We start from the raw sequence: 23,909 nt of genomic DNA on the forward strand, positions 1-23,909 counted from the left end.
AGGCCGAGACGTGCTGGGCACAGGCCCGCGACAGGCGCAGTCCGGCGAGCTGCGACAGAACTCCGTGCCCGACTGTCAACCGCGCCGCTGGTCGCCCAGAGATCATCGTGTTGGCGTCTCGGCCAAGGTCGCTCACGAGGGTTTGTCGCACAGCGAGTTCGGCTGTGCGGGCCTGCTTCTCAGCGGTTGCGCGGGTTCGCTGCACCTTGAGCTCGGACATCTCGTGCGATCGCGTGTGCCCGCGTCCAGGAGTCTCGTAGCTGGGTCACGGAGTCGATGGCTGCCCGGAGCACGGCCGCACGGGCGCTGGCGTCTGTGATGGCGTCGAAACGGGGCGCCACGAGGTCGCGGGTCTGCGCGTCGAGTTGACGGCGCGGACTGTGGGCGAGGAAGTCGGTTTGCTGGGCTCTTGTGCGGCTTCCAGGCCCTGAGGATGCCGTCCTGCTGGATCGCACCGGGCGAGCAGGACCTGCCCATCACCGACCGCGACCGCTCCATCGCCACCCTCGCCGCGCGGGAAGCGGGGGTGCGCACCGCAGCCCGGAAGTGTGGGGTTTTCGCTTGCCGTGCGTCTTGTTCCGTAGGCTCCGTGCGGTGCCAGTGCGGGGGCGCAAGGAGTGGTGTGGCACGGCAAGGGCCGTGCCACACCGGTGTCTCCTTGGTGCTTGGCGTGATGCGTGGCGTTCTCGGCCTCAGACAGGCGCACCCGTGGTCTTCGCTTGGGGCGACTGCGCGATCCGGGCGTTCCGTCGGCCGTAGATGAGGTACACGGCCAGACCGATCACCAGCCAGATACCGAAGCGCAGCCATGTCATCACGTTGAGGTTCATCATCAGGTAGAGGCATCCCACCGCGGTGAGGATGGGCAGCCACGGCGACAGCGGCACCCGGAACGGCCGGGCGAGCTGCGGTTTGCGGCGCCGTAGCACCGGTACGGCGATCGCGACGATGACGAATCCGGAGAGCGCTCCGATGCTGACCATGTCGGCGAGTGCGGACAGCGGCACGAACCCGGCGAACATCATGATGACCACGGCGCCCGCGATCGTCATGCGGTGCGGGGTGCCCCACCGGGGATGTACCTTCGACAACGGTGCCGGCAGCAACCCATCGCGGCTCATGGCGAAGCCGATGCGGCCGATGGTGACCAGTTCGACCATCATCACCGACGTGAGCCCGGTGACCGCGCTCAGCGAGATGAGCGCGGCGATCCAGGGCGCACCCACCGACTGGAAGGCTGCGGCAAGCGGGGCTCCCTCGTCGATGTGCCGGTAGTCGACCATCCCGATCAGGACCAGGGCGACGGCTATGTAGAGCACCGTGCAGAGGATGAGGCTGCCGAGCAGACCGACCGGCAGGTCGCGCTTGGGCCGTTTGGTTTCCTCGCCGAGGTTGGCCAGGGCCTCGAACCCGGTGTAGGCGAAGAACACGACCGCCGCAGCGGAAAGTATCCCGCCGACGCCGTACACCGACTGCCCCATCCCCAGCAGCGCCTGCACCAGGGGTTGCTCGGTGACGCTCGCACTGCTCTCGGAGGGCTGCGCCGGCGGTACGAACGGGTGGAGGTTGGCTGCCTTGAAGTAGTACAGACCGGCCACGATGACCAGCACGCACACCGAGACCTTCACCACGACCAGGGCATTGGTCACGCGGGAGGATTCGCGGATGCCGGCCACGGCGACGACGGTGAGTACCGCGATGATGAGGATCGCGCCGATGTTGACGGTGGAAGTCTCACCGAACCACTCGCCAGGAAGTCCGAGCAGATTCGCGAGGTAGCCGGACCAGCCGCGCGCGACCACAGCCGTGCCGAGCACGAACTCCAACAGCAGATCCCAGCCGATTATCCAGGCGAAGACTTCGCCGAGGGTGGCATAGGCGTAGGTGTAGGCGCTGCCCGCCGTGGGCACCGCCGAGGCCAGCTCGGCGTAGCACATCGCAGCCAAGGCCGCGACGATGCCGCCGATGACGAACGAGACAATGACGGCGGGCCCGGCGTGGCTCTTGGCCTCGATACCGGTCAGCGTGAAGACGCCGGTGCCGATGATGATGCCGATACCGAACCCGATCAGGTCCACACCCGATAGCCTCCGGTTGAGCCCACCACGTTCGCCGCGGGCAAGCACCTCCTCCACCGGCATCGTTCGGAATAGGTTCTTCATTGATACTCCTCTGCCACAGGCCCGAGGGCGCGGGCCGCCGGTGGGGAAACAGCTCGATGGCTGGTCTTGGTGATGCGCGCGTGCCGGTGAGGCGGGGCCGCGCTGTAGGGACTGGAATCGAGACCGTGGAAGCGAGGCTCAGTTGCGCCGGGAACCGGCCGGACGGCCTGCCGTTGTGGTGAGGGGTTCTCGGATCAACCGGCCGATCAGTCCGGCCAGCAGGGCCGCGCGGCGGGGCATCGCGGCGATCACGACGTACTCCCCCTCGGCATGGGCATGCGCGCCCACGGCGCCCAGCCCGTCGAGGGTCGGCACGCCGATGCTCGCGGTGAAGTTGCCGTCCGATCCGCCGCCGACGGACACCCCGCGCAGCTCACCGAGTCCGAGATCGGCGGCGACGTCCCGGGCCGCGGCGAGTACCGGTTGCGCCTGGGCCGCCTCCATGGGTGGTGAAGTGGGCCCGCCGTCGACCTCCACCCGCGCGCCGGGCAACACCGGGTTCAGGCAGGTGATCCGGGCATGCAGGTCGTCCTGCTGAATGCGGGTCGCGGCGCGGACGTCCACCACGAATGACGCCTCGGCGGGCACCGTGTTGCCGGTGGTGCCGGCGGCGGCGACAGTGGGCGTGACGGTCAGCTCACCGGCGCCGAACGAGGCGACGACGCGCACCTGCTCGGCCAGTTCACACAGTGCGTTCACGCCGCGTTCCGGCTCCAACCCGGCGTGCGCGGCCTTGCCGTGGATCCGTACGGTGTAGCGGCCGGCGCCTTTCCGGCCGATCTTCAGCGCACCGTCCGCACTCGCCTCCAGCACCAGCACCGTGCCGGCGTCGGCGGCGACTCGTTCGACGACCGGCCGGAACACCGGTGACCCGAGTTCCTCATCGGTGGTCAGCAGCATCCCGCACGCTGCCGGGGAACCGATCGCCGCCATGGCATGGAACCCTTGCACCACGCCGGCTTTCATGTCGAACACGCCCGGCGCGCTGATCACCTCGTCGGTGCGCTGCGGATGCGCCCAGCCCGCGAGCGTGCCCAGCGGCCACACCGTGTCCAGGTGGCCGAGCAGCAGTGCGCCGCCAGGCGCAGGCTCCCACAGCAGCGCCGGCCGGCCCTGCTCGACGATCCGGACCGGCGCCCGCCCGATGAGCCGCTCGCCGAGTTCGGCCGCTGCGTCAGTGACAGCGGCCAACGAGGGCAAGTCGTCCGACGGCGACTCGATCCGGCACAGCGCCAGCGTCTGTTCGACGATCTCATCGGTCCGCTCGACGAGGGTGTCCAGCGGCATCATGGCTTCACCACCTCACGTCGCACCGCGAGTTCAGCCAGCACATCCGGGATCGGGGTCACGCCGATGCCGGGCCCGGTGGGCACCGGAATCAGCCCGTCCACGACCGTGAACGGCTCGGTGAGATCCTGCTGATAGTACCGGTCGGAGCCGGAAATGTCCGAGGGCAGGGTGAAGTTGGGCAAACCGGCCAGAGCCAGGTTCGCCGCCCGGCCGATCCCGGTTTCCAGCATCCCGCCCGCCCATACCGGCACCCCGGCGGCCTGACACACGTCGTGCACCCGGCGGGCCTCCAGGTAGCCGCCGACCCGGCCGGGCTTGATGTTCACGATCGAGCAGGCGCCGAGCCGGATCGCCTCGGCCGCGGCCTGCGCGGAGACCACCGACTCGTCCAGGCAGATCGGGGTGTCGAAGGCGGCCGCCCACTGCGCGTGCCCGGCGACATCCTCTTCCGGCAGCGGCTGCTCGATCAGCAGCAGCCCGAACTCGTCCAGCGCCCGTAGCCGGCGGATGTCCGCATGCGTATACGCGCAATTGGCGTCCACCTGGAGCGCGACGTCGTCCCCGAACCGCTCCCGCACCGCGGCGACGGGCTCGACGTCCCAACCGGGTTCGATCTTCAGCTTGATCCGGGCATACCCGGCGTCCAGGTAGCCGCCGACGGTGTCGAGCAGTCCCGGGATGCTGTCATGAATGCCTACTGATACCCCGGACACGATCTCGCTCTGGGTGGCGCCCAGGTAGTGGGCCAGCGACATGCCGGCCGCACGGAGTTGTGCGTCCAGCACAGCAGTCTCCACCGTCGCCTTCGCCATCCGGTGGCCCTGCACCCCGGACAGCGCCGGCATCACCGACGCGGCGGTGACGTCGCCGCCGAGAAGCCGGGGCAGCAGTTCGTCCGCGATGATCCGGTGCGCGCCCTCGGTGTACTCGCTGGAGTACACCGGGTGTTTGCCTGCCACACACTCCGCCCAGCCCTCCTCCTCGGGGGCCAGCACCCGCATCAGCAGCACGTCCCGCCGGGTTTGGGTGCCGAATGAGGTGCGGAACGGTGTCACCAGCGGCAGTTCCACTCGCACCAGTTCGACGGACTCGATCTTCATCGGTTCTCCTCCATGGGATGTTCCGGCAGCTCCTGCGGCTGCCCTTGTGCTCCGGGATGTGGCTCGGCGTCCGGCCGGGTCAGCACGCACCAGCCGCCGTCGGCCACGGCGGTCCAGCGATGTCCGGCGTCCAGCAGCGGGGCCAGTACCGCGCGCAACGCGTGCCGCCAGGGGACCGCCTGTGCCGGGGCCACCCGTTCGGGCAGCCGCAGCCAGACCGGCCGCCCGTCGTCCGGGTCCACGCCGTTCCGGGGCTCGCCGTCCGGGCCGACGTCGAGCACCGCGGCTCCGCGCGGTCCGGGCGCCTCCGGACGGCGGTCGGTGCTGAGGTCCCAGCTCAGCAGCATCCGGTCCGTCGGCGGTTCGGCGTCGGAGCCGTGGACCATCGGTCCGTAGAAGTCCGGCAGGTACCGCACGCCGACCGCGCCGATCCGGTCGATGTTGAACACCGCGTTGCGCCACACCAAGGGATCGAAAGTCCAGGTGATCTCGGTGATGCCGCGCCGCAGACACCAGTCCCGCTGGTACAGCTTCACCGTCCGGCCGACCCCCTTGCCCTGGTGGTCCGGGTCGACCCCGACGATGTGCGAGTGCAGGGACGGCGCGTCCGGGTGGCGGAAGCCGACCGCACCACCGACCATCCGGTCGCCGACGTACGCCCCGAGCACCATGCCGCCGGCATGGGACAGCGCGCGCAGCACCGGGAAGGAGAGCAGCGGCTCGGGCGAGTTCCAGATCCTGGCCAACAAAGCACGGAGCTCTTCCAGCTCGTCCCGCTGGTCGAGATCACGCACCGTTACTGTTCTGTCCATGGGCGGCAGCGTGCCGGAGCCGATCAGCGGGCCGCGTCGTTGTGAACGTCAAGAATGGCCCCCGCGGATTGTCGCCACCAACAACCCGATGCGCTTAGCATGCCGAGATGAACCGTGAGCTCACCGCCCGCACACTGGTGGAGGACCTGGGCAGCACAGTGCTCCGGCTGGCGATCGAGCGCGGCGACCCGGACCAGCCGCTGACCGGGGTGGCCATCCACGACGGCGCGAGGGCCGACCAGCTCGAACCGGGCAGCGTGGTGCTCGGGGTCGGCGTGCACGGGGATGCCGCGTTGCGCGAGTTCGTTGCCGATATGGCTGCCGCCGGGGCGCGCGCGGTCGTGGTCAAGGGTCCGCTGCCGGCTGTCTTTGACGACTGTCCGCTGCCGGTGGTCGAAGTCAACCCCGGCGCGTCCTGGCTTCACATCGCGGCCACCGTCCGGGAACGGCTGCTGGACCGGGCCCGCGCGGAACTGCGGTCGGACGACACGGGCGACCTGTTCAGCGTGGCCAATACGATCAGCGCCCTGCTCGGCGCCCCGGTCACCATCGAGGATCGCTCCTCGGCGGTGCTGGCCTGGTCGGCCGGTCAGGACCAGACCGACGAGGCTCGGGTGGAAACCATCCTCGGCCGAGCGGTACAGCCCCACGGGCTCGCCGCACTGGAGGCCCGCGGGGTGTTCGCCAGGCTGCACGCTGACCCGGACCCGGTGTACGTCGAACCGACCGGCCCAGGGATGCTGCCACGCGTGGCCATCGCGGTCCGCGCCGGGTCGGACGTCCTCGGCTACGTGTGGGCCGTGGTCACCGGCCCGCTGTCTGCCGAGCGCTCCCGGGAGCTGCGCGAGCTGATGCCGCTGGTGGCGTTGCACCTGGTCAACGCGCGGATCGACGACACCCGGGCGCGCCAGCACCGCCGGGGGCTGGCGACCGCGGTGCTCGGCGGCGGACCGGCGGGGCTGGACGCGGCCGGCCGGCTGCCACTCGGTGACGGGCCGTTGTGCGTGCTGGCCGCCGGCCGCCGCGGGGCTTCTCCGCCGGCTGGGGACGCCGACGTGGCGATCGAGCTGCGCCGTTTCGAGGACGCGCTGGAACGCTACCTGGCCGCGGTGCACCCGACCGCGGTGGCGGTGGCGGGCGACGGCGTCGTCTACGGCGTGCTGAGCTGGCCGCGGCGCACCCCGAAGCAGGCGGTGGAGGCGTCCCGCGCACTGGCCCGGGACTTCCTCGGCCGGTCAGCGATCGGACGGGAATACGCGATCGCGGTCGGCGGGCCGGGGCGGTCGCTGGCGCAGGTGCCGGCGATCCGCAAGCAGGCGGACGCCACGGTGCGCGCGTTGCGGCTGACCGGCGACGGCGAACCAGCGGTCGGCACCCTGGAGGACGCCGCGCTGCCGGTGCTGCTGCTCGGACTCGCCGACATCGCCGACAGCCTGGGCCTGCCGGCCGCCACCGGGGCCTTGCGCCGGCTGGACGAGAAGGACGGGCCACAGAGACTGCTGCGTACCAGCCTGTCCGCCTACCTCGACGCCGGCGGGAGCACCGAGACCGCAGCGGCGAAACTGCAGATCCACGTGAACACCATGCGCTACCGCTTGCGGCGGATCAGGGAAGTCTCCGGGCTGGACTTCGCCCACGCCGATGCCGTGCTGCTCGCCCACCTCCAGCTGCGGCTGGCCGCAATGCGGGGCGCTGTCGTTGACGCGAACGACACCGCGAACCCCGCATCGTGATCCCACACCACACGGCATCAGGCCGGTGTGCGCCCCCACGACAGAACCGGCGTGGCGCGTCCGGCTCTCACGCCGCATGGCCGGTTGGCTCCACCGTCCATCAGGGCCGTGTGCCCTGCCACTCCATGGCGATGATCACGGCAGCCGCGTCGTAGGGCCGTTGTACGTCGAGGCCGGTGTACTTCTCGAACGCGTTCAGCCGGTTCAGCACGGTGTTGCGGTGACACTTCAGCACGCGGCCCGTGTCTCCCAGGCTGCCCGTCTCCACATACGTGCTGACGGTTTCCAGGATCTTCCTGCGCTCCAGCTCCGTGCACCTCTCAAGGTACGGAAAGACGATCTGGCCCAGATCGCATCCCACCCCGGCGAGAAGATGCCGGGTCACCGACCGCCAGCGGTCCGACAAGGTGGCCACGTCCGAACTGTCCATCGGCAGATCGATCATGATCTCCCGGGCGGCCGCCGCGGACTCCCGGACTCGCGCCAGCCCTCTGGCCACCGGTGCCACCGCGACCGCCACGTCGGTGAAGAAGTCCTTCACCCGAGGCGAGAGCCGTCCCAGGGCCACCTCGTCCGTCGGCCAGATGAACAGAGTGTGGTGGCCCATGTCGTAGGCGAAGAAGGTGTGGGCGCGCCGAGCGGCGCCACGGATCCGCCGGCGCACCACGACTCCGTCATCCCGGGAGACCGCGGCCACACAGAAATTGCCGGACGGGGAGACGCGCAGCGCGCCGGCAATCCGTTCCAGGGCGGCTTCGGTCGGCCTCGCCGGCGCGAACAGCTGGGACAGATACTGCTGTTGGAGATCGGCGTTGGCCTGTTCGATGGCCAGTTGCTCCGCGCGATAGTGCTCCTGCACATGCGCCGCGAACTCGTCCACCGTGCTCCACACGCGCCCGGCGTTGCGCACCAGCAGGGCCGGGTCCGCCCCGCAGGACGGTTCCGCCAGCTGCTCCCACAGCACCGCGAAGTCCAGGCGGACGGCCCGCAGCAGACTTTCCAGCGGAACGGCCTGCCGGGCACGCCGGGTGCCCACCGACTCGGCGATGGAGATCAGTCTGCTCGTGGTCCCGTCCGAGCGCAGACTGTCCAGGAGCGCCGTGAACGACTCTGCACTCGCCCGCCGCAAATCTTCCGCCGTTAGGCCGGATTCGGCGTAAGAAGGGTCCGACATCGTGCGGGCAAGGAATTTTTCCACCATCGCGCCCACGCGACTGCGTGTCCGCTCAATGAGGTCGTCCCATTGCCGTTCTTGCTCATCGGACACGCGCGACTCCCTCCTTCCAGCACATGCTCCGGAATTCTACGGCGTCCAGAGGCACCGAGCATCGCCCTCCCTTCCCCGTCCCGTGGACGCGGCGTTGTGCAGACGCCAAATTTTTGGCTCCGAGCGCAGTGCAACTTTTCATTGTTCGTTCACCCGGCCCCTGACAACCTTCCGGTTGCGCACCCTTCGGCGCCGGCAAAGGGAGGAAATCGTGGCTGTGAAAAAGGGCACGGAGACAACATGCCTTTTGCGGCCTCTTCGCCTTCTTCATTCTCCGGGCGCTCGGCGAATTCGTTCCACACCGGCCAGGTTCTGGTTCCTTCGTCTCCTGAGCCGCCTCGGCCGCCCCCGCGCTCGCGGACGACCGCGCCGCAGCCGGGGCGGCTCCTCCCCCGCCCCCTTCCTGCATGACTGATCCGACTGTTCAGGAGACCACGCATATGCGCAGCGAACACCTCACCACGGGTTCCGACGCCGACCTGTTCCTGCGGGACTTCCGCTCGTTGAGCCGGATCGGTGAGACGCCTGGTGGAGGCGTCGACCGGCAGGCCGCAACCGTCGCCGACGCCCAGGCGCGGGCCTGGTTCACGACCCTGCTGGGCCAGTACGGTCTCACCGTCGAGGTCGACGCGATCGGCAACGTCTTCGGGCTCCTGGAGTGGAACCCGGGAGCGCCTTACGTTCTGGTCGGCTCCCACCTCGACAGCCAGCCCCTGGCCGGCAAGTTCGACGGAGCGTACGGTGTCGCGGCCGCCCTGCACGCGGGCCGTCGACTGGCCCTGGGCCGCGGCGCCGGGCACCGGCCCAGGTACAACCTGGCGGTGGTCGACTGGTTCAACGAGGAAGGGTCCCGGTTCGCCCCGTCCATGATGGGCAGCTCGGTCTTCACCGGGAAGATGACGGCGGCGGACGCGCTCGCCACCCGGGACGTGGACGGAGTGACGGTCGCCGAGGCCCTGGCCGCCATCGGGCACACAGGTTCGGGGACCGGGCCGAAGGCCGCTGCGTGCGCCGAGATCCACATCGAGCAGGGGCGGTCCCTGGAGGACTCCGGCACGACGATCGGGCTCGTCCACTCCTGCTGGGCGGCGGAGAAGTTCACCGTCACCGTGCACGGCGAGCAGGCACACACCGGATCCACCGTCATCGCCGACCGCCGTGACGCCCTCCTCGGCGCGTCCCGGCTGGTGGTCCTGCTGCGCGAGCTGGCCGACCGCTACCCCGACGGCGCGCTGCACACCTCCGTCGGACAGCTCACCGTGCTGCCCAACTCCCCCGTCGTCGTGCCCCGCCAGGTCGTCCTGACGATGGATCTCCGCTCCGCCGACGAGGAGGTCCTCGCCGAGTCCAAGCAGTTGCTGGAGCAGGGCATCAAGGTGATCGAGGACGAGGTGAACGTCCGCATCGAGGTCGACGGTTCCCACGCGTGGGGCATCCGTCCGTACCCGACCGCCGGCGTGGACCTGGCTCGCGCGTGCGCGGACTCCCTCGGGGTGAGCAGCCGGCCGGTGCACACGCTGGCCGGACACGACTCCATCAACGTCAACGACATCGTGCCGACGGTCATGTTGTTCGTCCCGAGCCGCGAGGGGGTCAGCCACAACGAGGGCGAGTTCACCGAGGACGCCGACCTGTGTGCCGGGGTCGACGTACTGACCGAGGTGGTACGACGACTGTGCGAGGGCACGCTCGATGACTGAGCTCGGATGTTTGACGGTGGCGGTCCTGCAGGCGACCGGTGTGGTCGGGGACGTCAGCCGCAACCTTGCGACCGTCGAGAGGTTCGCCCAGCAGGCCGCGGCGCGCGGTGCGCAGCTTCTGGTGACGCCGGAGCTGTTCGTCAGCGGCTACGACCCCGCGGCCGTCGCCGATGACGACGGAGCCCGGTACCGCGAGCGGCTGGCCGCCCTCGCACGGTCCACAAGGGTGGCGCTCGTCGCCTCGACCGTCGACCACGAGGGTGGCGAACGCTTCATCAGTGCCTCGCTCTTCGACCGCACCGGACGTGAACTGACCAGGTACCACAAGACGCATCTCTTCGGCGCGGTGGAGAACAGGTACTTCACGCCTGGCCGGCAACGCCCCCGCATCGTTCCCCTGCACGGGCTCCGGGTGGCGCTCGGCATCTGCTTCGACGTGGAGTTCCCCGAATTCACCCGCGCGGTGGCGCTGTCCGGCGCCGAGTTGCTGTGCGTGCCGACCGCGGTCCCGCTGCGCGGACCTGCCGACGGTCGGCCCTCGCCGTTCGACACCCGTCTCATCCCCGGCATGGTGGTGCCCACCCGGGCGCTGGAGAGCCAGATCTTCATCGCCTACGCCAACCACGCCGGCCCCGGCTTCGCCGGACTGAGCTGCCTCAGCGATCCCTACGGCCGATCCGTCGCGGCCGGGGAGACACCCGAGGAACTGGTGACGGGCAACGTCAGCCGCCGCCTCCTGCGCGCGGCGCGCCGCGACACCGACTACCTCGCTCCGCGCGGCTGACCGGCCTGCCTCGAAGCGTCACCCCCTCCCTTTCCGCACCACCGACCCGCGCCGGGCCCACTCGGCACGAGCCCTTCAGGACATCCCGTGAACACCACCCCGCAGAGCGGCATCAGCATGCTGATCCCGGACTTCCCCTTCCCCTACGACGAGTACCTGGCCCACCCCGACGGGCTCGGCTCGATCCCGCCCCAGCACCACGGCACGGAGGTCGCCGTCGTCGGCGCCGGCATGTCCGGTCTGGTGGCTGCTTACGAGCTGATGAAACTGGGGCTGAAGCCGGTCGTGTACGAGTCCGCCCAACTCGGCGGCAGAATGCGTGGTGCCGGCCGGCCCGGCACCGGCCACCCGGTGGCGGACCTCGGCGGCATGCGGTTCCCCCTGTCCGCCCGTGCTCTCTTCCACTACATCGACCTCCTCGGCCTCGGCACCAAGCCGTTCCCCAACCCCCTGACCCCCGCGTCCGACAGCACCGTTATCGAGATCGCCGGACGCAAGCACTACGCCGAGACCCCTGCCGACCTGCCGCAGTTGTTCCATGAGGTCGCCACGGCCTGGCAGGACTGCCTCGAGGAACGCTCCCACTTCAGCACGATGCAGCAGGCGATCGCGGCCCGCGACCACGCCACGATCAAGAAGCTCTGGAACGAGCTGGTGCCTGTCCTGGACGACATGTCCTTCTCGCACTACCTCGCCACCTCCAAGGCGTTCTCCGCCCTCCCCTTCGAATACCGCGAGGCGTTCGGGCTCGTCGGCTTCGGCACGGGTGGCTGGGACACCAACTTCCCCGACTCGATGCTGGAGATCCTGCGCGTGGTCTACGTAGGCGCCGAGGACGACCAACAGCGCATAGTCGGCGGTGCCCAGCGCCTCCCCCAGCTCCTGTGGCAGCACAGCCCCGAGCAGCTCGCACACTGGCCCGCCGGAACGAGTCTCGCCTCTCTGCACGGCGGCTCGCCCCGCGGCGCCGTGCGGAGCATACGACGGGCAGACGGTGGGAGCAGCCATATCGAGGTCACGGACCGGTGGGGCAGGACGTCGTCCTACCCCGCGGTGATCGCCACCTGCCAGTCATGGCTGCTGTCCGCCCGGATCGACACCGACGAATCACTGTTCAGCCACCAGCTGTGGACGGCCATCGAGCGGATGCACTACATGCAGTCGTCCAAGACGTTCGTCGTCGTCGACCGGCCCTTCTGGAAGGACGTCGACGCCGAGACCGGTCAGCATGTGCTCAGCACCACGCTCACGGACCGGCTCACGCGCGGCACGTATCTGCTGGACGACGGTCCCGACAAGCCGGCGCTGATCTGCCTGTCGTACACCTGGAACGACGATGCGCTGAAGTGGCTGCCGCTCGATGTCGACGAACGCGTGCGGTTGATGCTGCACTCCCTCAAGCAGATCTACCCGGACGTCGACATCGCGTCGCACATCATCGGCGAGCCCGTCACCATCTCCTGGGAGAACGACCCGGACTTCATGGGCGCCTTCAGCGACAACCTGCCCGGCCACTACCGCTACCAGGAGCGCCTCTACACCCACTTCATGCAGGACTGCTTCGACCCGGCCCACCGCGGAATCTTCCTCGCAGGCGACGACGTGTCCTGGACCGGCGGCTGGGCCGAAGGCGCGGTCACGACCGGTCTGAACGCCGTCTGGGGCGTCATGACCCAGCTGGGCGGCAAGACCAGCGCGGCCAACCCGGGACCGGGCGACCGCTTCGACGAACTGAAGCCGATCAGGCTTGCGTAGGAGCTCTGGCCAGGGCGCGCCGCGCTGCGTGCCGGTGACGAGCTCGCCGCAGGGAAGCTTGGGGTGCACCGGGGCGAGCCCGAGCAAACTGTGGCGAGTGTGAGCGTGACGAAGGTGGCCAGGTCGGGCGATGTACCGTCCATCAAGGCCACCTCTGCCCGGCACACCTCGGTGCCGTGCAGCCAGGACACGATGGCCGCGTTCTCTCGGGCGCGTGGCGGTACCGCAACGGCTCTAACGGCCGGCGTTGTTCTCGTCCTTCTCCCCCACCACGGCGCTCCGGTCCGACTTGACCTTGGCCTTGACGCAGGCGCACTCGACCGGAGGAGCTGGATTGCTGTCACGGAGCGGCCGAGCGGCCACTTCCCCTTCGCTCCCGGTACGCAATTATTCAGACATCTGACGATGTTTTTGGTCATTGTATGGCTATCCATGGCGTTTGCCCCCATCAGGTGAACGGGCTGTGTAGGTTCTCGAACTGGCTCGGAAAGTGTTGCGACGCGCCCGGGCCGGAAAGTTCTTTCACTGGGGGAGCGGGGCGCGCCCTTGCCGGACTGCAGACATGGAGCGACGTGGCTGGAGACCTGCGAGCGGAGTAGCGGTCCGCCTGAACTGGAGGGGAAGCCACATGGCCGAGATCGATCTTGGACTGGCGACGGACTGGGACGAGGGCGACACCCACGGCCGCATCAAACTGCGGCAGAACCAGATCTACCCGACCTCACCCAAGAAGGACGTGCTCATCAGCTCTCCGGTGAGCATCGAGCTGTCCGTGAACACGAACTACTCCACCTCGCAGGAGGCGGACAAGATCTACTTCACGACCCACCACGGCTCCACGAAGAAGGTCATCGCGGTACTCGACTCCGACGGCAACCTGCACATCGCCGGCCGCCTGATCACCGACCAGAAGGACCTGTCGTACTAGAAGGGCAAGACAGCCCACCCCCCTCAGGCATCAGCGGGGGCCGGCTTCAAACGGGCATGGAGGCGAACCGCATTCAGCCGTTCAAGCCCGACTGAAGAACCAAGGGGGGGCGGTGGCAGACTCTGCCACCGCCCCCCACCGAAGCCCAAGACAGGATTGAATGCGCACGGAAACCAGGGCGGCCGCGAGTAGCCCGTTGTCGCTCGAGGGCTGTGGTGGGTGAACCAGCCGCCCTCCCGCCTCGCCGAAGAGGCAGGTGCGATCGAGGTAGAACTCCACGCCCCCGCCCCGGTGTCAGGCGATCACCCACAGGGCGGGGAGGATGCCGAGGTCGTAGTGCAGCCGAGTCCGGCTCCGGCCGGCACAGGGCCCACAGGGGTTACGAGGTTCGAGCAATAGGCGTCGATGACCGACTGGACCGGCGTCTGCGGGTGGAAGTGCAGCGGCACAGCCAGCCGGTCGGCGGTCGCCATGCCGAGGGAGGCCTGCAACGGGATGACCACGTCTTCCATGTAGCGCACCCATTCCTCGCGGCGACCGGGCTGTGCCTGATAGCGGCGGATCTCGTAGTACACGTGCGGCTCCAAAGTCCGCGCCGGGGCGGTCAGTTGGGGAGGGTGAGGACGAGCTTGCCGCGGGTGCGGCCGGCTTCGGCTGGGTGATCAACTGCACGCCGCCGGCGAGGAGCCGCTCGGCGAGGATGTCGACGTCGGCGGGGTGGGCGGCCCGTAGGAGACGAGGTCGAGGCGCTTTTCGTCGGCCTTGCGCAGTCGGACCACGTACTGCTCGGGGGAGCCTTCGGCGGCGAGGAAGGAGATGCCGGAGCCCTCGGCGACCTTGGTCAGGCCCCAGAGGCCGGAGTAGAAATCGAGCTGCTTGTCGTAGTCGGGCACGGCGAGGCCGACGTGCCGCAGGTGGGTGAGCAGACGTGCGCTCATGGGGTTGTCTCCTCTTCAGGGCTGGACGGCTGGGGCGGTGGGAGCGTGAGGAGCGCGGCGGCGTTGCCGCCGCGGACTCGGTGGCGGTCGGTGTCGGACAGGCCCGCCGCGCGCAGGGCACCGGCCGGGTCCTGGGCCCCATGTCGAAGGCGAAGTCCGAGCCGAGGAGCACCCGGTCGGCGCCCGCGACCCGTACCAGCTCCCGCAGGACGTGCGGGTCGTGGACGAGGGAGTCGAAGTACAGCCCCCGCAGGTAACTGCTGGGCGCGTGGGCGCAGTCCGCGGCGGCGTCGGTGCGGGCCCGCCACGCGTGGTCGGCCCGGCCGATGTGGGTGGGCAGGTAGCCGCCACCGTGGGCGGCGATCAGCAATGAGGCCGGGGATGTCCGTGTCCGGGGTGCCGTCCAGCTGCCCTGGCCGATCTGCACCGACGCTTCCACCACCGGGCGGACGCGGTTGATCCGGCGCTCGTAATACGCCTGGAGCAGGGCGTCGTCCCAGGTGTCCGCCGCGGCGAGTATGCCGGGGAGCACCCAGGCGTCCTCCAGTGAGAGGGCGGCCCCCTGGGCGAGGTTGGGCGGGCCGCTGTCCGGTCGGCCGCGTCCTGTTCCTCCTGCTGGCGCTGGCGCCACTCGGCGAGCCCTTCCAGGGCGGCTTCGCGGGCGGCCCCGTCGACCGCGACCGCGGCCTTCACAGCGCTCGGATGCTGTGCCGCGTAGACCGCGGCGAGCGGCTTGACACGCAGACGTTGGGCCTCCGCCTCCAGGGCTTGGCGGCGGTCTCCCTCCGGCCCCTTACGGCGTCGGCCAGATCGGCGTAGAACGGCACGCGGGGTGCTGCCGGGAGGATTTCGGTCCAGGCGGTCAGCTCGCCGACTCGGCCGGTTGGAGGTGTCCAGGATGTGGGAGAACTCTTTGCGAACCCGTTCTGCAAGGTCCGGCAGGGGCAGGGAGTGCAGGTACAAGTTCGCAGCGTCGTAGCCAGAGGGGGCGGTGCCCCAGCCCTCCCAGTCCATGAGGGTCAACTGTGGTCAGGCTCGGACGCATAGAAACCGAAACTTCATGCTTCTTAATTGAGGTAAATGACGGGCTGTCATTAGGTCGGCAGACCCTATTGCAAGATCGAAGCCTAGTATTTCACGATTCCCTTTGCGTCACCTATGTCCAGCACGAAATCGCTGACCACTGCCGTGCATGGCGTCAGCTGAAGGCGACGGCAACGACATACGCTAGGGAGACTTCTTGAAAACGAATCTGTTCGGTGAATCCTCCTCGGTTTGGATGTAGATTCCGTCCTTGGCTCCCTTACCCATGACGTAAAGGTCATCTATGAGTGCGCGGATCTTTGGACCCGTTTTGAGATCGAGAGTGATCTGCTGATCCGCCAAGGAGGTTGGCCTCTTCGGTAGGGTCCATGTCCCCTCGCCGGTGGTGGAACCTACGGGTGTCTCGCCGACCAAGCCAGCTGGAATCTTTACCGCCTCGGCCGTGCCGTCTTCATGCAGGGTTACCCGTGCCCCCCGGGGTCCGGACCAGGTACCTATCAGTTCGCTCCGCTTTGCGGAGGCACCAGTGAAGAACCCCGAGTCAATAACGCGGTAGAGGAGAAACCCTCCACCGGCGAGCGCCAGTACGACGCAGAGCACGGAAATCATGATGACTTTTTTCATCGCAAGTTCACCTCTTCTTCCCAATGAACGGTCTGATGCTTTGTCCTGAGCGGAAGATCGAACGCATCCGCAATACTGGTGAGTGGGTTACCGACATATTTCTCAATATACTCCTTGGCGGGCCCCGGTAGGCGAGTAAAGGAGGTGATGGTGGTGTTGTTATCGATCTGGATACCTATCTTGGCTTTCCCTGTCTTAGAGTCTCGCGAGATGACCTTGAATTTATAGCCGTATGAACCAAGGAAGGTGGCGGTTGAGGTGCCGAACTTCCCGCCGGAGGCCCGGTTCTTGGCTGTTCCTGTCCAGCCGAGCGAGAGTACATCCGTGGCGTCCGATAGCAGTCGAGGCCAGCCCTCAAGCTTCATGACGCTATAACCGCCAAGGAAATGGTCCGGATCGTCGTTCCGGATTTTCGTGACGATCTCTGCGCGGACGTAGTCCATCGAATGATCATTGCGGATTTGCTCGGTGAACTCGTCTCCGGCGGTGAAGAAGTCCACCTTGTTTCCGGTGCCGAACAGCCATTGGAACCCGAGGCCTATGGCATCCGGCTTGGCGGCGGCTGCCGATTCTTCGGCTTCCGTTGCATGCTTGCTTGCTTGGCGTATTCGTTCGCCTGGCCGGCCCCCTGCGTTGCCTCTTTGCTGTACTTTTCAGCGTCAGCTGCGGCCTTGTTGGCCTTGCCCGCGACGACCCTTGCTTCCGCTGCGTTCTTTTGCGCGGTGGCGGCCGTTCCGGCGGCTTCGGCGATGAGTTGCTGGGCTATGGCGACGTGGATGGCGGCGAAATGGACCCTGGCCGAACGCCGAAGAGCCGCACCTCGAGGTGCATAAGGGTCCGCCAGCTTGCTGGCGGACCCTTATGCAGGATCAAGCCCTAGTAAGGCTTCTTGAAGACGAACATACTTGAGGACTCCACGGAAATGGGGCGGTAGATGCCACCCCGGGCTCCCTTGTCCACGATCCGAAATTCGATGGTTGAGCGCTTTCCGGGTCCGGTGTTGAGTACGACAGTGATCTCCTGGTCTACGAAGGTGCGGCACTTCTCCAAGGTCCACTTTCCTTCGCCGGTGACGGGGTTCTGTGGCCTCTCGTCGTCCGAGAAGTGGCCAGGAATCTTAATTCCTTCAGCGGTGCCGTCTTTGCGTAGAGTCACCTGGGCTCCATTCGGGGCGTGCCAGGAGCCGATTAGTTCAGTGCGTTCGGCCGAGCCTCCGGTGATGGCTCCGGAGTCGATTGCGCGGTAAAGGAGGAATCCCCCACCGGCGAGCGCCAATGCGACGCAGAGTACGGACAGCACCATGGCTTTCTTCATCGCAAGTTCACCTCTTCCTCCCAATATGCGAACTGCGTCTTCGTTCTAAGCGGAAGATCGAACCGATCCGCAATATAGGTGAGTGGGTTGCCGACATATTTCTCAATACATTTCTGGGCGGGCCCCGGTAGGTGAGTAAAGGAGGTGATGGTGGTGTCGTTCTTGATCTGGATATCTATCTTGGCTTTTCCTGTCTTGGAGTCTCGCGAGATGACCTTGAATTTATAGTTGTACGAGCCGAGGAAGGTGGCGGTTGAGGTGCCGCGAAGACGAAACAGGCTACGGCAAGGGCGAGGAATCCGATGAGGGAGAACAGGTCATGCAGAGCACCGACGCGGGTGGGGTGCTGAAGCTGATCGGGGGTGCCGACTGGGTAACCGCTCACCGGATCCGTACGGAAGGCGCCTGCGCCCAGCAGACCGACCGCCCATACGCCGATCAGCAGTGCACCCCAGTGGGAAGGCCCAGCACGCCACAGGCCCACGGCGAAGAGCAGCGACAGCAACCCCGTGAAGAGGAAGTTGACGGTCTGTGCCCACCGGCGCGGCCAAGGGCGAGCGATCTGAGCCGACGCAGCGTCAATTCCGGCTGAATCACGACATGTCAAGGGTTTCTATATCAGTCGTGCCCTGTTGCTTCTTCCGCTGTCTCACGGCCTGTCGGACATAGGAGCCTCAGCTTCGTGTCGCTTCCTCGGCGGTCTGTCTTGATCGGAGCAGACCGCCGAGCTTGTGACCTGGGCTGCCGCGCACCTTCCGAGTCAGCAGCCCGCAGGCCTCCCACCTGTGCGGTTGATTGCCGGTTTGGGGACGAGCGCGGTGTCGGGTCAGCAGCGCGGGCACCCGTCGACGCCGTCGGCGAGTGCCCGGACGCGGGCTGCCGGAGCGCAACTCGCGTGGACAAGCCTCCGGGTGCGTCCGCTCGATCGCGTCGCGCGGCCGATGAGCTTTTCCGGACCTCGGTCGGACGGGCCGGTCAGCGCAGTCCGGCGAAGAGATCGTTCTCGGGTACGGCCGCGCCGGTGGCGTCCTTGACACGTACGAAGGTCTCCATGCCCATCAACTCGCCGAACCGCTCCTTGCCCATCTTGAGGAAGAAGATGTTCTCGCCCTGACTGGCGTGCGCGGCCAGCGCATCGAACTTCTGACTGCTGAATGCGGTGGTGTCCACCCACGTGGTGATCTCATCGTCGGGGAGGCCGATCTCGGCCATCGCGGCGGCCTCGGCAGGATCCGGCTCCGGCATGTCCTCATGGAACTCGCGCATGATCTCACCGAACCGCTGCATCCCCGAGCGGGGCATCGTCGTCCAGTACACCTTCGGTGTCAGCGCGGTCATCTCCAGCGCCGCCATCGTGATGCGGTGAGCCTGGATGTGGTCGGGGTGGCCGTAGAAGCCGTTCTCGTCGTAGGTGACGACCACGTCGGGCCGGTAGTGCCGCATGAGTTCCGCGAGCCGGGCGGCGCCTTCCTCCACAGGGGTCTGCCAGAAGGATCCTGGGGCGTCGTTACTCGGCCAGCCGATCATTCCGGAGTCGGCGTAGTCCAGCATCTCCAGATCGCTGATCTTCAGGGCGGCGCAGCTCGCCTCGAGTTCTTGACGGCGCATCAAGGCGACGGCCGCCGGATCGTGCCCGGGGTCGCCCGGCTTGACACCCCCCGGCCCGTCACCACAACCGCCGTCGGTACACGTCACGAGAACCGTGCGGATGCCTTCTGCCGCGTACCGCGCGAGGACCCCTCCGGTTCCGGTGGCCTCGTCGTCAGGGTGGGCGTGTACTGCCATGAGCGTCAAGGGCCGACCAGTCATGAAACATTCCTCCTGCAGACATACGTCTTGCTCCGAACACGCGGCGGGCGTACCGCGACCCCGGGCCCGGCTCCTGGTGGGGCGGACGACCTCGTGGCCTCCGTGTTCCCCGCCCGTGCGGCGCCGGTCCCTCGGTCGATGTAACCGTGCCGGCCTGACCACTGTTCCCGCCGCGGCCATGGCCTTCCAGGCTTCGGGTTTGCGCGAAAGAGGTTCGAGCGCGACCTGCTGTCCTGTCGCACTGTGTCTGGCGTGTGGTGAGTTGCTGACCAGAGCGGTTGCCGGATCGTTTGAGGTCGGCTGTGACCGGCGTTCTCAAACGGCCTGGCTTTCGCGGAAGTCTCGTTCGCGATGGATGACTGGAGCGCCGCCAAAATCGCCCACAACCGCACCGAGTGCCGTTCGGCCCATGCGTGATCAGCGCATTCCGGTACAACCATCACCGACTGCCGTGGGTCTCGTACCTCGTCCGGCTTCCCTGCCGGACGCGATCCCCGTGACTTTCGACGTGTAGGAAGGACCCGCTGATGCACTTACGGCACTTGGTGCGCGCCATGGCCGTCTCCCTGGCCTTTGGGGCGACACTGCTCACCACAGGAGGCACGGGGGTGGCGGCGGCCACGGCGCCGGGGTGGGAGCTATCGCTTTCGGGTGACAGCGCGGCAGAGTCTCTGATGTCGGTCTCCGCGCCCGACGCGCATCATGCCTGGGCTGTCGGCAGAAAGGCCACGCGCGGCATCATCATGCGGTGGGACGGGCGGAGCTGGCGTGCGGATACCACGCCGGGGCTGCCGGACGTACGGCAGTGGTCGGCGGTGAGCGCCGTCTCCGCCAAAGACGTGTGGGCGTACGGGTCGGACGAGGACGGCCAGACTCTCGTGCACTATGACGGCGATCGCTGGAGCAGCGTGCCCACCGTGGGCGCCCTCGACAGATCCTGGCCGGAGGTTCCGCTCGACGCCGTCCCCGGGCGCCTGTTCAAGGGGGGAAAGGCCCTCTACACCTACGCCGACGGGAACTGGCAGACCTTCAAGTTGCCGTATCTCGTCGACATCAGGGACATCGACGCCTTGTCGGCGGACAACGCCTACGCGACCGGCATGCAGTACCCCGTGGACGACGGCCATCCCGTCGTCTACCACTGGGACGGCACGACCTGGACCCTTTTGCCGCAACCGCCCTTGAAGAAGGGCACGGATGCCGTGCAAATCGTTGCAAAGTCGCCTGGCAGTGTGTACGTCGGCGGCTGGGCCTACGGAACGCACGCCGCCCCGCCCGTCCCCGGCGTCATGCACTGGAACGGAACCGCCTGGCGAGACGTCACCGGTCCGCTCGCCGACATGCACCTCGATGCCCTCTCCTCCGATGGCGCGGGTGGTTTGTGGGCCACCGGGTCTGACAGGAGCGCCGAAGTGGGGTCCGAGCCCTTCATCTGGCACTACGACGGCGCGAAGTGGACCAAGCAGGCCGGAGCACTCGCTCCGGACGCCGACACCAGCTGGCCGTCGTACACCTTTTACGACCTCGCGCCGGCCGGTGACTCCGGCACCTTTTGGGCCGTCGGTGACTACGCCATGCCGATGGATGAGCACAGTGACACGAAGATCAACGCTCTGATCGAACGTTCCACCACACCGAAGGGCCGAGGCCGCGCCGCTCATTGAGCACAGAGTGGGACACGCCTCGGGTGGTTGCTCGATCGAGCGTGTCCCACCATTGCTCTGCCAGGGCCGAGCGGAGGATCCGAGGATCTCCGCTCGGGCATTCTCGGTCTGCTTCTCCACGCCCGGTATGGCGAGGAACCCGTGCACCGCTCCGGGTACTCGGTGAACCGCACGGTAACCCCGCCCGCCCGCGGCCCCCATACCTGCGGGAACCCGGCTCACCCAGCGCTCCCGCCCCGGACACACCAGCTGGCCTGGCGTGACGCGGAACCCTCACGGTCGGCGCGGACTCCCGGCGGTGGGCCGTGCCCTCCATGCGCGCCCGGTGGATCCCGACCGGGGTGCCGCACGAGGTCGTCTCGCCCCGCCACACCACATGATGTCGCTCTACCTGCCGACGGCACCTCACCGACCCGCCGGCCGCGTCGCTTGACGAGGCTGATGGCGTACCCGTCGGAGCGCACCCACCTCGCCTTCGGCCTTCGAGTGCTTGTTACGCAGGGTGCTCAGCGTGTTCTCGTAACGGTGCGGCCTGCGATGCGCGACCATACGGACGCCGACACAGGATCGATCACCGGCGTCGTGCATGAGGGTGGGTTCCCGCCGGCCGGTAGCCCGCGTTGACTGCCGCGGGTCCGGTCAGGCGGTTCCCGCCGGCGGGCGCCATGCGCGCTGCGAGCGCGGGTCGCAGTGTTCGACACCACGAGACAAACCAACGTCAAGAGCAAGCAGCCAGTAGCCAGCAGAAGGAATCTTCGAGACAGGAAGAAGGACGGACGTGTCCGGCAGCGAGAGCGAGAACCCAGTAATCCCTTCCCCGGCCCCCACCCCGACCCGGCCCAGGACGAACCGGGACTGGTGGCCGAATCAGCTGGACCTTCAGATTCTCCATCAGCATTCGTCCAGGTCCAATCCGATGGACGAGGACTTCACCTACGCGGAAGAGTTCTCGACCCTCGACGTCGACGCGCTGAAGCGCGACGTATTCGAGGTGATGAAGACGTCGCAGGACTGGTGGCCGGCCGACTACGGCCACTACGGGCCGCTCTTCATCCGGATGAGTTGGCATGCAGCGGGAACGTACCGCATCGCCGATGGCCGGGGCGGTGGCGGCGCCGGTGCTCAGCGCTTTGCACCCCTCAACAGCTGGCCGGACAACGCGAGCCTCGACAAAGCGCGCCGTTTGCTCTGGCCGGTCAAGCAGAAGTACGGACGGAAACTCTCCTGGGCCGACCTTCTGGTCTTCGCCGGCAACTGCGCGATGGAATCGATGGGGTTCAAGACGTTCGGGTTCGGCTTCGGGCGGGAGGACATCTGGGAACCCGAGGAAATCTTCTGGGGGCCCGAGGACACCTGGCTCGGAGATGAACGCTACACCGGCGACAGGGAACTCACCGGTCCTTTCGGTGCCGTCCAGATGGGTCTGATCTACGTCAACCCGGAGGGGCCCAACGGCAACCCGGATCCGCTGGCTGCCGCCCGGGACATCCGCGAGACATTCGGACGGATGGCGATGAACGACGAGGAAACGGTGGCGCTGATCGTCGGCGGACATACGTTCGGCAAGTGTCATGGTGCGGTCGATCCCTCGTACATCGGCCCGGAGCCCGAGGCGGGTCCGCTGGAGCAGCAGGGCCTCGGCTGGAGGAACACGTACGGCAGTGGCAAGGGCGCCGACGCGCTCACCAGTGGACTGGAGGGCGCATGGACCTCCCAGCCGACGAAGTGGGATAACGAGTACCTGGACAACCTGTTCCGGTACGACTGGGAGCTGACGACGAGCCCCGCCGGGGCGAAGCAGTGGACTCCGAAGGATGCCGCGGCCCAGAACACGGTGCCGGATGCCCATGACCCGTCGAAGCGGCACGCTCCCATGATGCTGACGACGGACCTCGGGCTGAAGATGGACCCGGTCTACAGACCGATCGCGAAGAGGTTCCACGAGAACCCGGACGAGCTCGCGGTAGCGTTCGCCAAGGCGTGGTACAAGCTGCTGCACCGTGACATGGGACCGCTCTCGCGCTACCTCGGCCCCTGGATTGCCGAGCCCCAGCTGTGGCAGGACCCCGTCCCCGAGGTCGATCACGAACTGGTCGCCACCGACGACATCGCTGACCTCAAGCGCAGGATTCTCGCCTCGGGACTGTCCGTCCGCCAGCTGGTCACCACCGCTTGGGCGGCGGCCTCAAGCTTCCGCGGCACCGACAAGCGTGGCGGGGCCAACGGGGCACGGATTCGACTCGCGCCGCAAAAGGACTGGGAGGTCAACGACCTGCCCGAGGTGGCCGAGGTGTTGCGGACGCTCGAAGAGATCCGGCAGGACTTCAACGGCTCACAGACCGGCGGAAGGAAAGTGTCCCTCGCCGACCTGGTCGTCCTGGGCGGATGCGCGGCCGTCGAGCAGGCGGCGAAGAACGCCGGGCACGACATCACCGTTCCCTTCGCCCCCGGACGCACGGATGCCTCGCAGGAGCAGACCGACGTGGAGTCGTTCGCCGTGCTCGAACCCAGGGCGGACGGGTTCCGCAACTACCTCCGGGCGGGAGAGAAGCTGTCGCCGGAAACGCTCCTGCTGGACCGCGCCAGCCTGTTGACGCTGACCGCTCCCGAGATGACCGTGCTGATGGGCGGTATGCGCGCCCTGAACACCGGCTTCGCGGGAAGCCCCCATGGCGTCTTCACACAGCGACCGGGGGCATTGACCAATGACTTCTTTACCGCCCTGCTCGACATGGGCACGGAGTGGAAGGCGTCGGCATCGGCTGAGAACGTCTTCGAAGGCCGGGATCGCGTCACGGGCGAGATCAAGTGGACCGCCACCGCCGTTGACCTCATCTTCGGTTCGCACTCCCAGCTCCGAGCCGTCTCGGAGGTCTACGCGTCCCAGGACGCGGGCGAGAAGTTCGTGCGTGACTTCGTCGCAGCCTGGGACAAGGTGATGAACCTCGACCGGTTCGACCTCGCCTGAGCCCGATGTCCAGGTCG

19 protein-coding genes and 3 pseudogenes are annotated in these 23,909 nt (G+C 67.6%); 7 read left to right on the forward strand and 15 right to left on the reverse strand.

The features are described from left to right. Positions 1-692: 692 nt before the first annotated feature. From ABZ851_RS33300 to ABZ851_RS33315, 4 genes are all read right to left on the reverse strand, one after another. Positions 693-2,162 (reverse strand): amino acid permease, encoded by a 1,470-nt coding sequence (locus ABZ851_RS33300; protein WP_361135746.1) that lies wholly within the window; start codon positions 2,160-2,162, stop codon positions 693-695. Positions 2,163-2,300: 138 nt separating this feature from the next. Further along, positions 2,301-3,452: a M20/M25/M40 family metallo-hydrolase gene (locus tag ABZ851_RS33305; protein ID WP_361135749.1), complete on the reverse strand. Its 1,152-nt coding sequence runs from the start codon at positions 3,450-3,452 to the stop codon at positions 2,301-2,303. After that, complete coding sequence (menC, locus tag ABZ851_RS33310; protein WP_361135752.1) at positions 3,449-4,552, reverse strand: o-succinylbenzoate synthase; 1,104 nt, start codon at positions 4,550-4,552, stop codon at positions 3,449-3,451. The genes ABZ851_RS33305 and menC overlap by 4 nt, the downstream gene beginning before the upstream one ends. Continuing rightward, entirely contained in the window at positions 4,549-5,364 is an 816-nt protein-coding gene (locus ABZ851_RS33315) for a GNAT family N-acetyltransferase (protein ID WP_361135756.1), read from the reverse strand. Before ABZ851_RS33315 ends, menC begins: the two co-directional genes overlap by 4 nt. A gap of 107 nt (positions 5,365-5,471) precedes the next feature. Between ABZ851_RS33315 and ABZ851_RS33320 the strand changes: the two genes are divergently transcribed. Further along, positions 5,472-7,097, forward strand: coding sequence for a helix-turn-helix domain-containing protein (locus ABZ851_RS33320; protein ID WP_361135759.1), 1,626 nt, complete (start codon positions 5,472-5,474; stop codon positions 7,095-7,097). Positions 7,098-7,197: 100 nt separating this feature from the next. Here ABZ851_RS33320 and ABZ851_RS33325 read toward each other — a convergent pair whose 3' ends face one another. Next, the gene (locus tag ABZ851_RS33325) at positions 7,198-8,364 is read right to left on the reverse strand and encodes a helix-turn-helix domain-containing protein (RefSeq protein WP_361135761.1); all 1,167 of its coding nucleotides are present in this window, start codon (positions 8,362-8,364) and stop codon (positions 7,198-7,200) included. Positions 8,365-8,771: 407 nt separating this feature from the next. On the opposite strand from ABZ851_RS33325, the gene ABZ851_RS33330 reads away from it, so the two are divergent. The 3 genes from ABZ851_RS33330 to ABZ851_RS33340 all read left to right on the forward strand — a co-directional run bounded on the left by ABZ851_RS33330 (position 8,772) and on the right by ABZ851_RS33340 (position 12,603). Then, the gene (locus ABZ851_RS33330) at positions 8,772-10,064 is read left to right on the forward strand and encodes a M20 family metallo-hydrolase (RefSeq protein ID WP_361135765.1); all 1,293 of its coding nucleotides are present in this window, start codon (positions 8,772-8,774) and stop codon (positions 10,062-10,064) included. After that, complete coding sequence (locus ABZ851_RS33335; RefSeq protein WP_361135768.1) at positions 10,057-10,848, forward strand: nitrilase-related carbon-nitrogen hydrolase; 792 nt, start codon at positions 10,057-10,059, stop codon at positions 10,846-10,848. The genes ABZ851_RS33330 and ABZ851_RS33335 overlap by 8 nt, the downstream gene beginning before the upstream one ends. 117 nt (positions 10,849-10,965) lie before the next feature. Beyond that, positions 10,966-12,603, forward strand: coding sequence for an NAD(P)/FAD-dependent oxidoreductase (locus ABZ851_RS33340; RefSeq protein ID WP_361135939.1), 1,638 nt, complete (start codon positions 10,966-10,968; stop codon positions 12,601-12,603). A 234-nt stretch (positions 12,604-12,837) separates the two neighbouring features. Here ABZ851_RS33340 and ABZ851_RS33345 read toward each other — a convergent pair whose 3' ends face one another. Beyond that, on the reverse strand, positions 12,838-12,966 hold the full coding sequence (locus ABZ851_RS33345; RefSeq protein ID WP_361135771.1) for a hypothetical protein: 129 nt from the start codon (positions 12,964-12,966) through the stop codon (positions 12,838-12,840). 265 nt (positions 12,967-13,231) lie between these two features. Between ABZ851_RS33345 and ABZ851_RS33350 the strand changes: the two genes are divergently transcribed. Beyond that, on the forward strand, positions 13,232-13,531 hold the full coding sequence (locus ABZ851_RS33350; protein ID WP_336049079.1) for a DUF6342 family protein: 300 nt from the start codon (positions 13,232-13,234) through the stop codon (positions 13,529-13,531). A gap of 302 nt (positions 13,532-13,833) precedes the next feature. Here the strand turns inward: ABZ851_RS33350 and ABZ851_RS33355 are convergent, their stop codons facing one another. From ABZ851_RS33355 to ABZ851_RS33395, 9 genes and pseudogenes are all read right to left on the reverse strand, one after another. Continuing rightward, positions 13,834-14,106, reverse strand: coding sequence for a hypothetical protein (locus ABZ851_RS33355; RefSeq protein ID WP_361135775.1), 273 nt, complete (start codon positions 14,104-14,106; stop codon positions 13,834-13,836). A gap of 76 nt (positions 14,107-14,182) precedes the next feature. Next, positions 14,183-14,469: pseudogene (locus tag ABZ851_RS33360) on the reverse strand (VOC family protein); the annotation flags it as partial. Next, positions 14,466-14,836: pseudogene (locus ABZ851_RS33365) on the reverse strand (amidohydrolase family protein); the annotation flags it as partial. The pseudogenes ABZ851_RS33360 and ABZ851_RS33365, both read right to left, overlap by 4 nt. 1 nt (position 14,837) lies before the next feature. Beyond that, positions 14,838-15,049: pseudogene (locus ABZ851_RS33370) on the reverse strand (2-polyprenyl-6-methoxyphenol hydroxylase); the annotation flags it as partial. A 647-nt stretch (positions 15,050-15,696) separates the two neighbouring features. Further along, positions 15,697-16,137 (reverse strand): hypothetical protein, encoded by a 441-nt coding sequence (locus ABZ851_RS33375; protein ID WP_361135778.1) that lies wholly within the window; start codon positions 16,135-16,137, stop codon positions 15,697-15,699. After that, positions 16,134-16,637 carry a hypothetical protein gene (locus tag ABZ851_RS33380; RefSeq protein WP_361135781.1) on the reverse strand — a complete coding sequence of 168 codons (504 nt, stop codon included), beginning with the start codon at positions 16,635-16,637 and terminating at the stop codon, positions 16,134-16,136. The genes ABZ851_RS33375 and ABZ851_RS33380 overlap by 4 nt, the downstream gene beginning before the upstream one ends. 376 nt (positions 16,638-17,013) lie before the next feature. After that, positions 17,014-17,451, reverse strand: coding sequence for a hypothetical protein (locus tag ABZ851_RS33385; RefSeq protein WP_361135784.1), 438 nt, complete (start codon positions 17,449-17,451; stop codon positions 17,014-17,016). 175 nt (positions 17,452-17,626) lie between these two features. Beyond that, positions 17,627-18,058: a DUF998 domain-containing protein gene (locus ABZ851_RS33390; protein ID WP_361135787.1), complete on the reverse strand. Its 432-nt coding sequence runs from the start codon at positions 18,056-18,058 to the stop codon at positions 17,627-17,629. A 368-nt stretch (positions 18,059-18,426) separates the two neighbouring features. Beyond that, complete coding sequence (locus ABZ851_RS33395; RefSeq protein ID WP_336054526.1) at positions 18,427-19,260, reverse strand: PIG-L family deacetylase; 834 nt, start codon at positions 19,258-19,260, stop codon at positions 18,427-18,429. Between the two features lie 554 nt (positions 19,261-19,814). Here ABZ851_RS33395 and ABZ851_RS33400 point away from each other — a divergent pair. Then, entirely contained in the window at positions 19,815-20,924 is a 1,110-nt protein-coding gene (locus ABZ851_RS33400) for a hypothetical protein (RefSeq protein WP_361135791.1), read from the forward strand. A 778-nt stretch (positions 20,925-21,702) separates the two neighbouring features. After that, positions 21,703-23,892: a catalase/peroxidase HPI gene (gene katG / locus ABZ851_RS33405; RefSeq protein WP_361135794.1), complete on the forward strand. Its 2,190-nt coding sequence runs from the start codon at positions 21,703-21,705 to the stop codon at positions 23,890-23,892. Positions 23,893-23,909: the final 17 nt, after the last annotated feature.

This window comes from Streptomyces sp. NPDC047049 (assembly GCF_040643995.1).
Lineage (GTDB): Bacteria > Actinomycetota > Actinomycetes > Streptomycetales > Streptomycetaceae > Streptomyces > Streptomyces mooreae.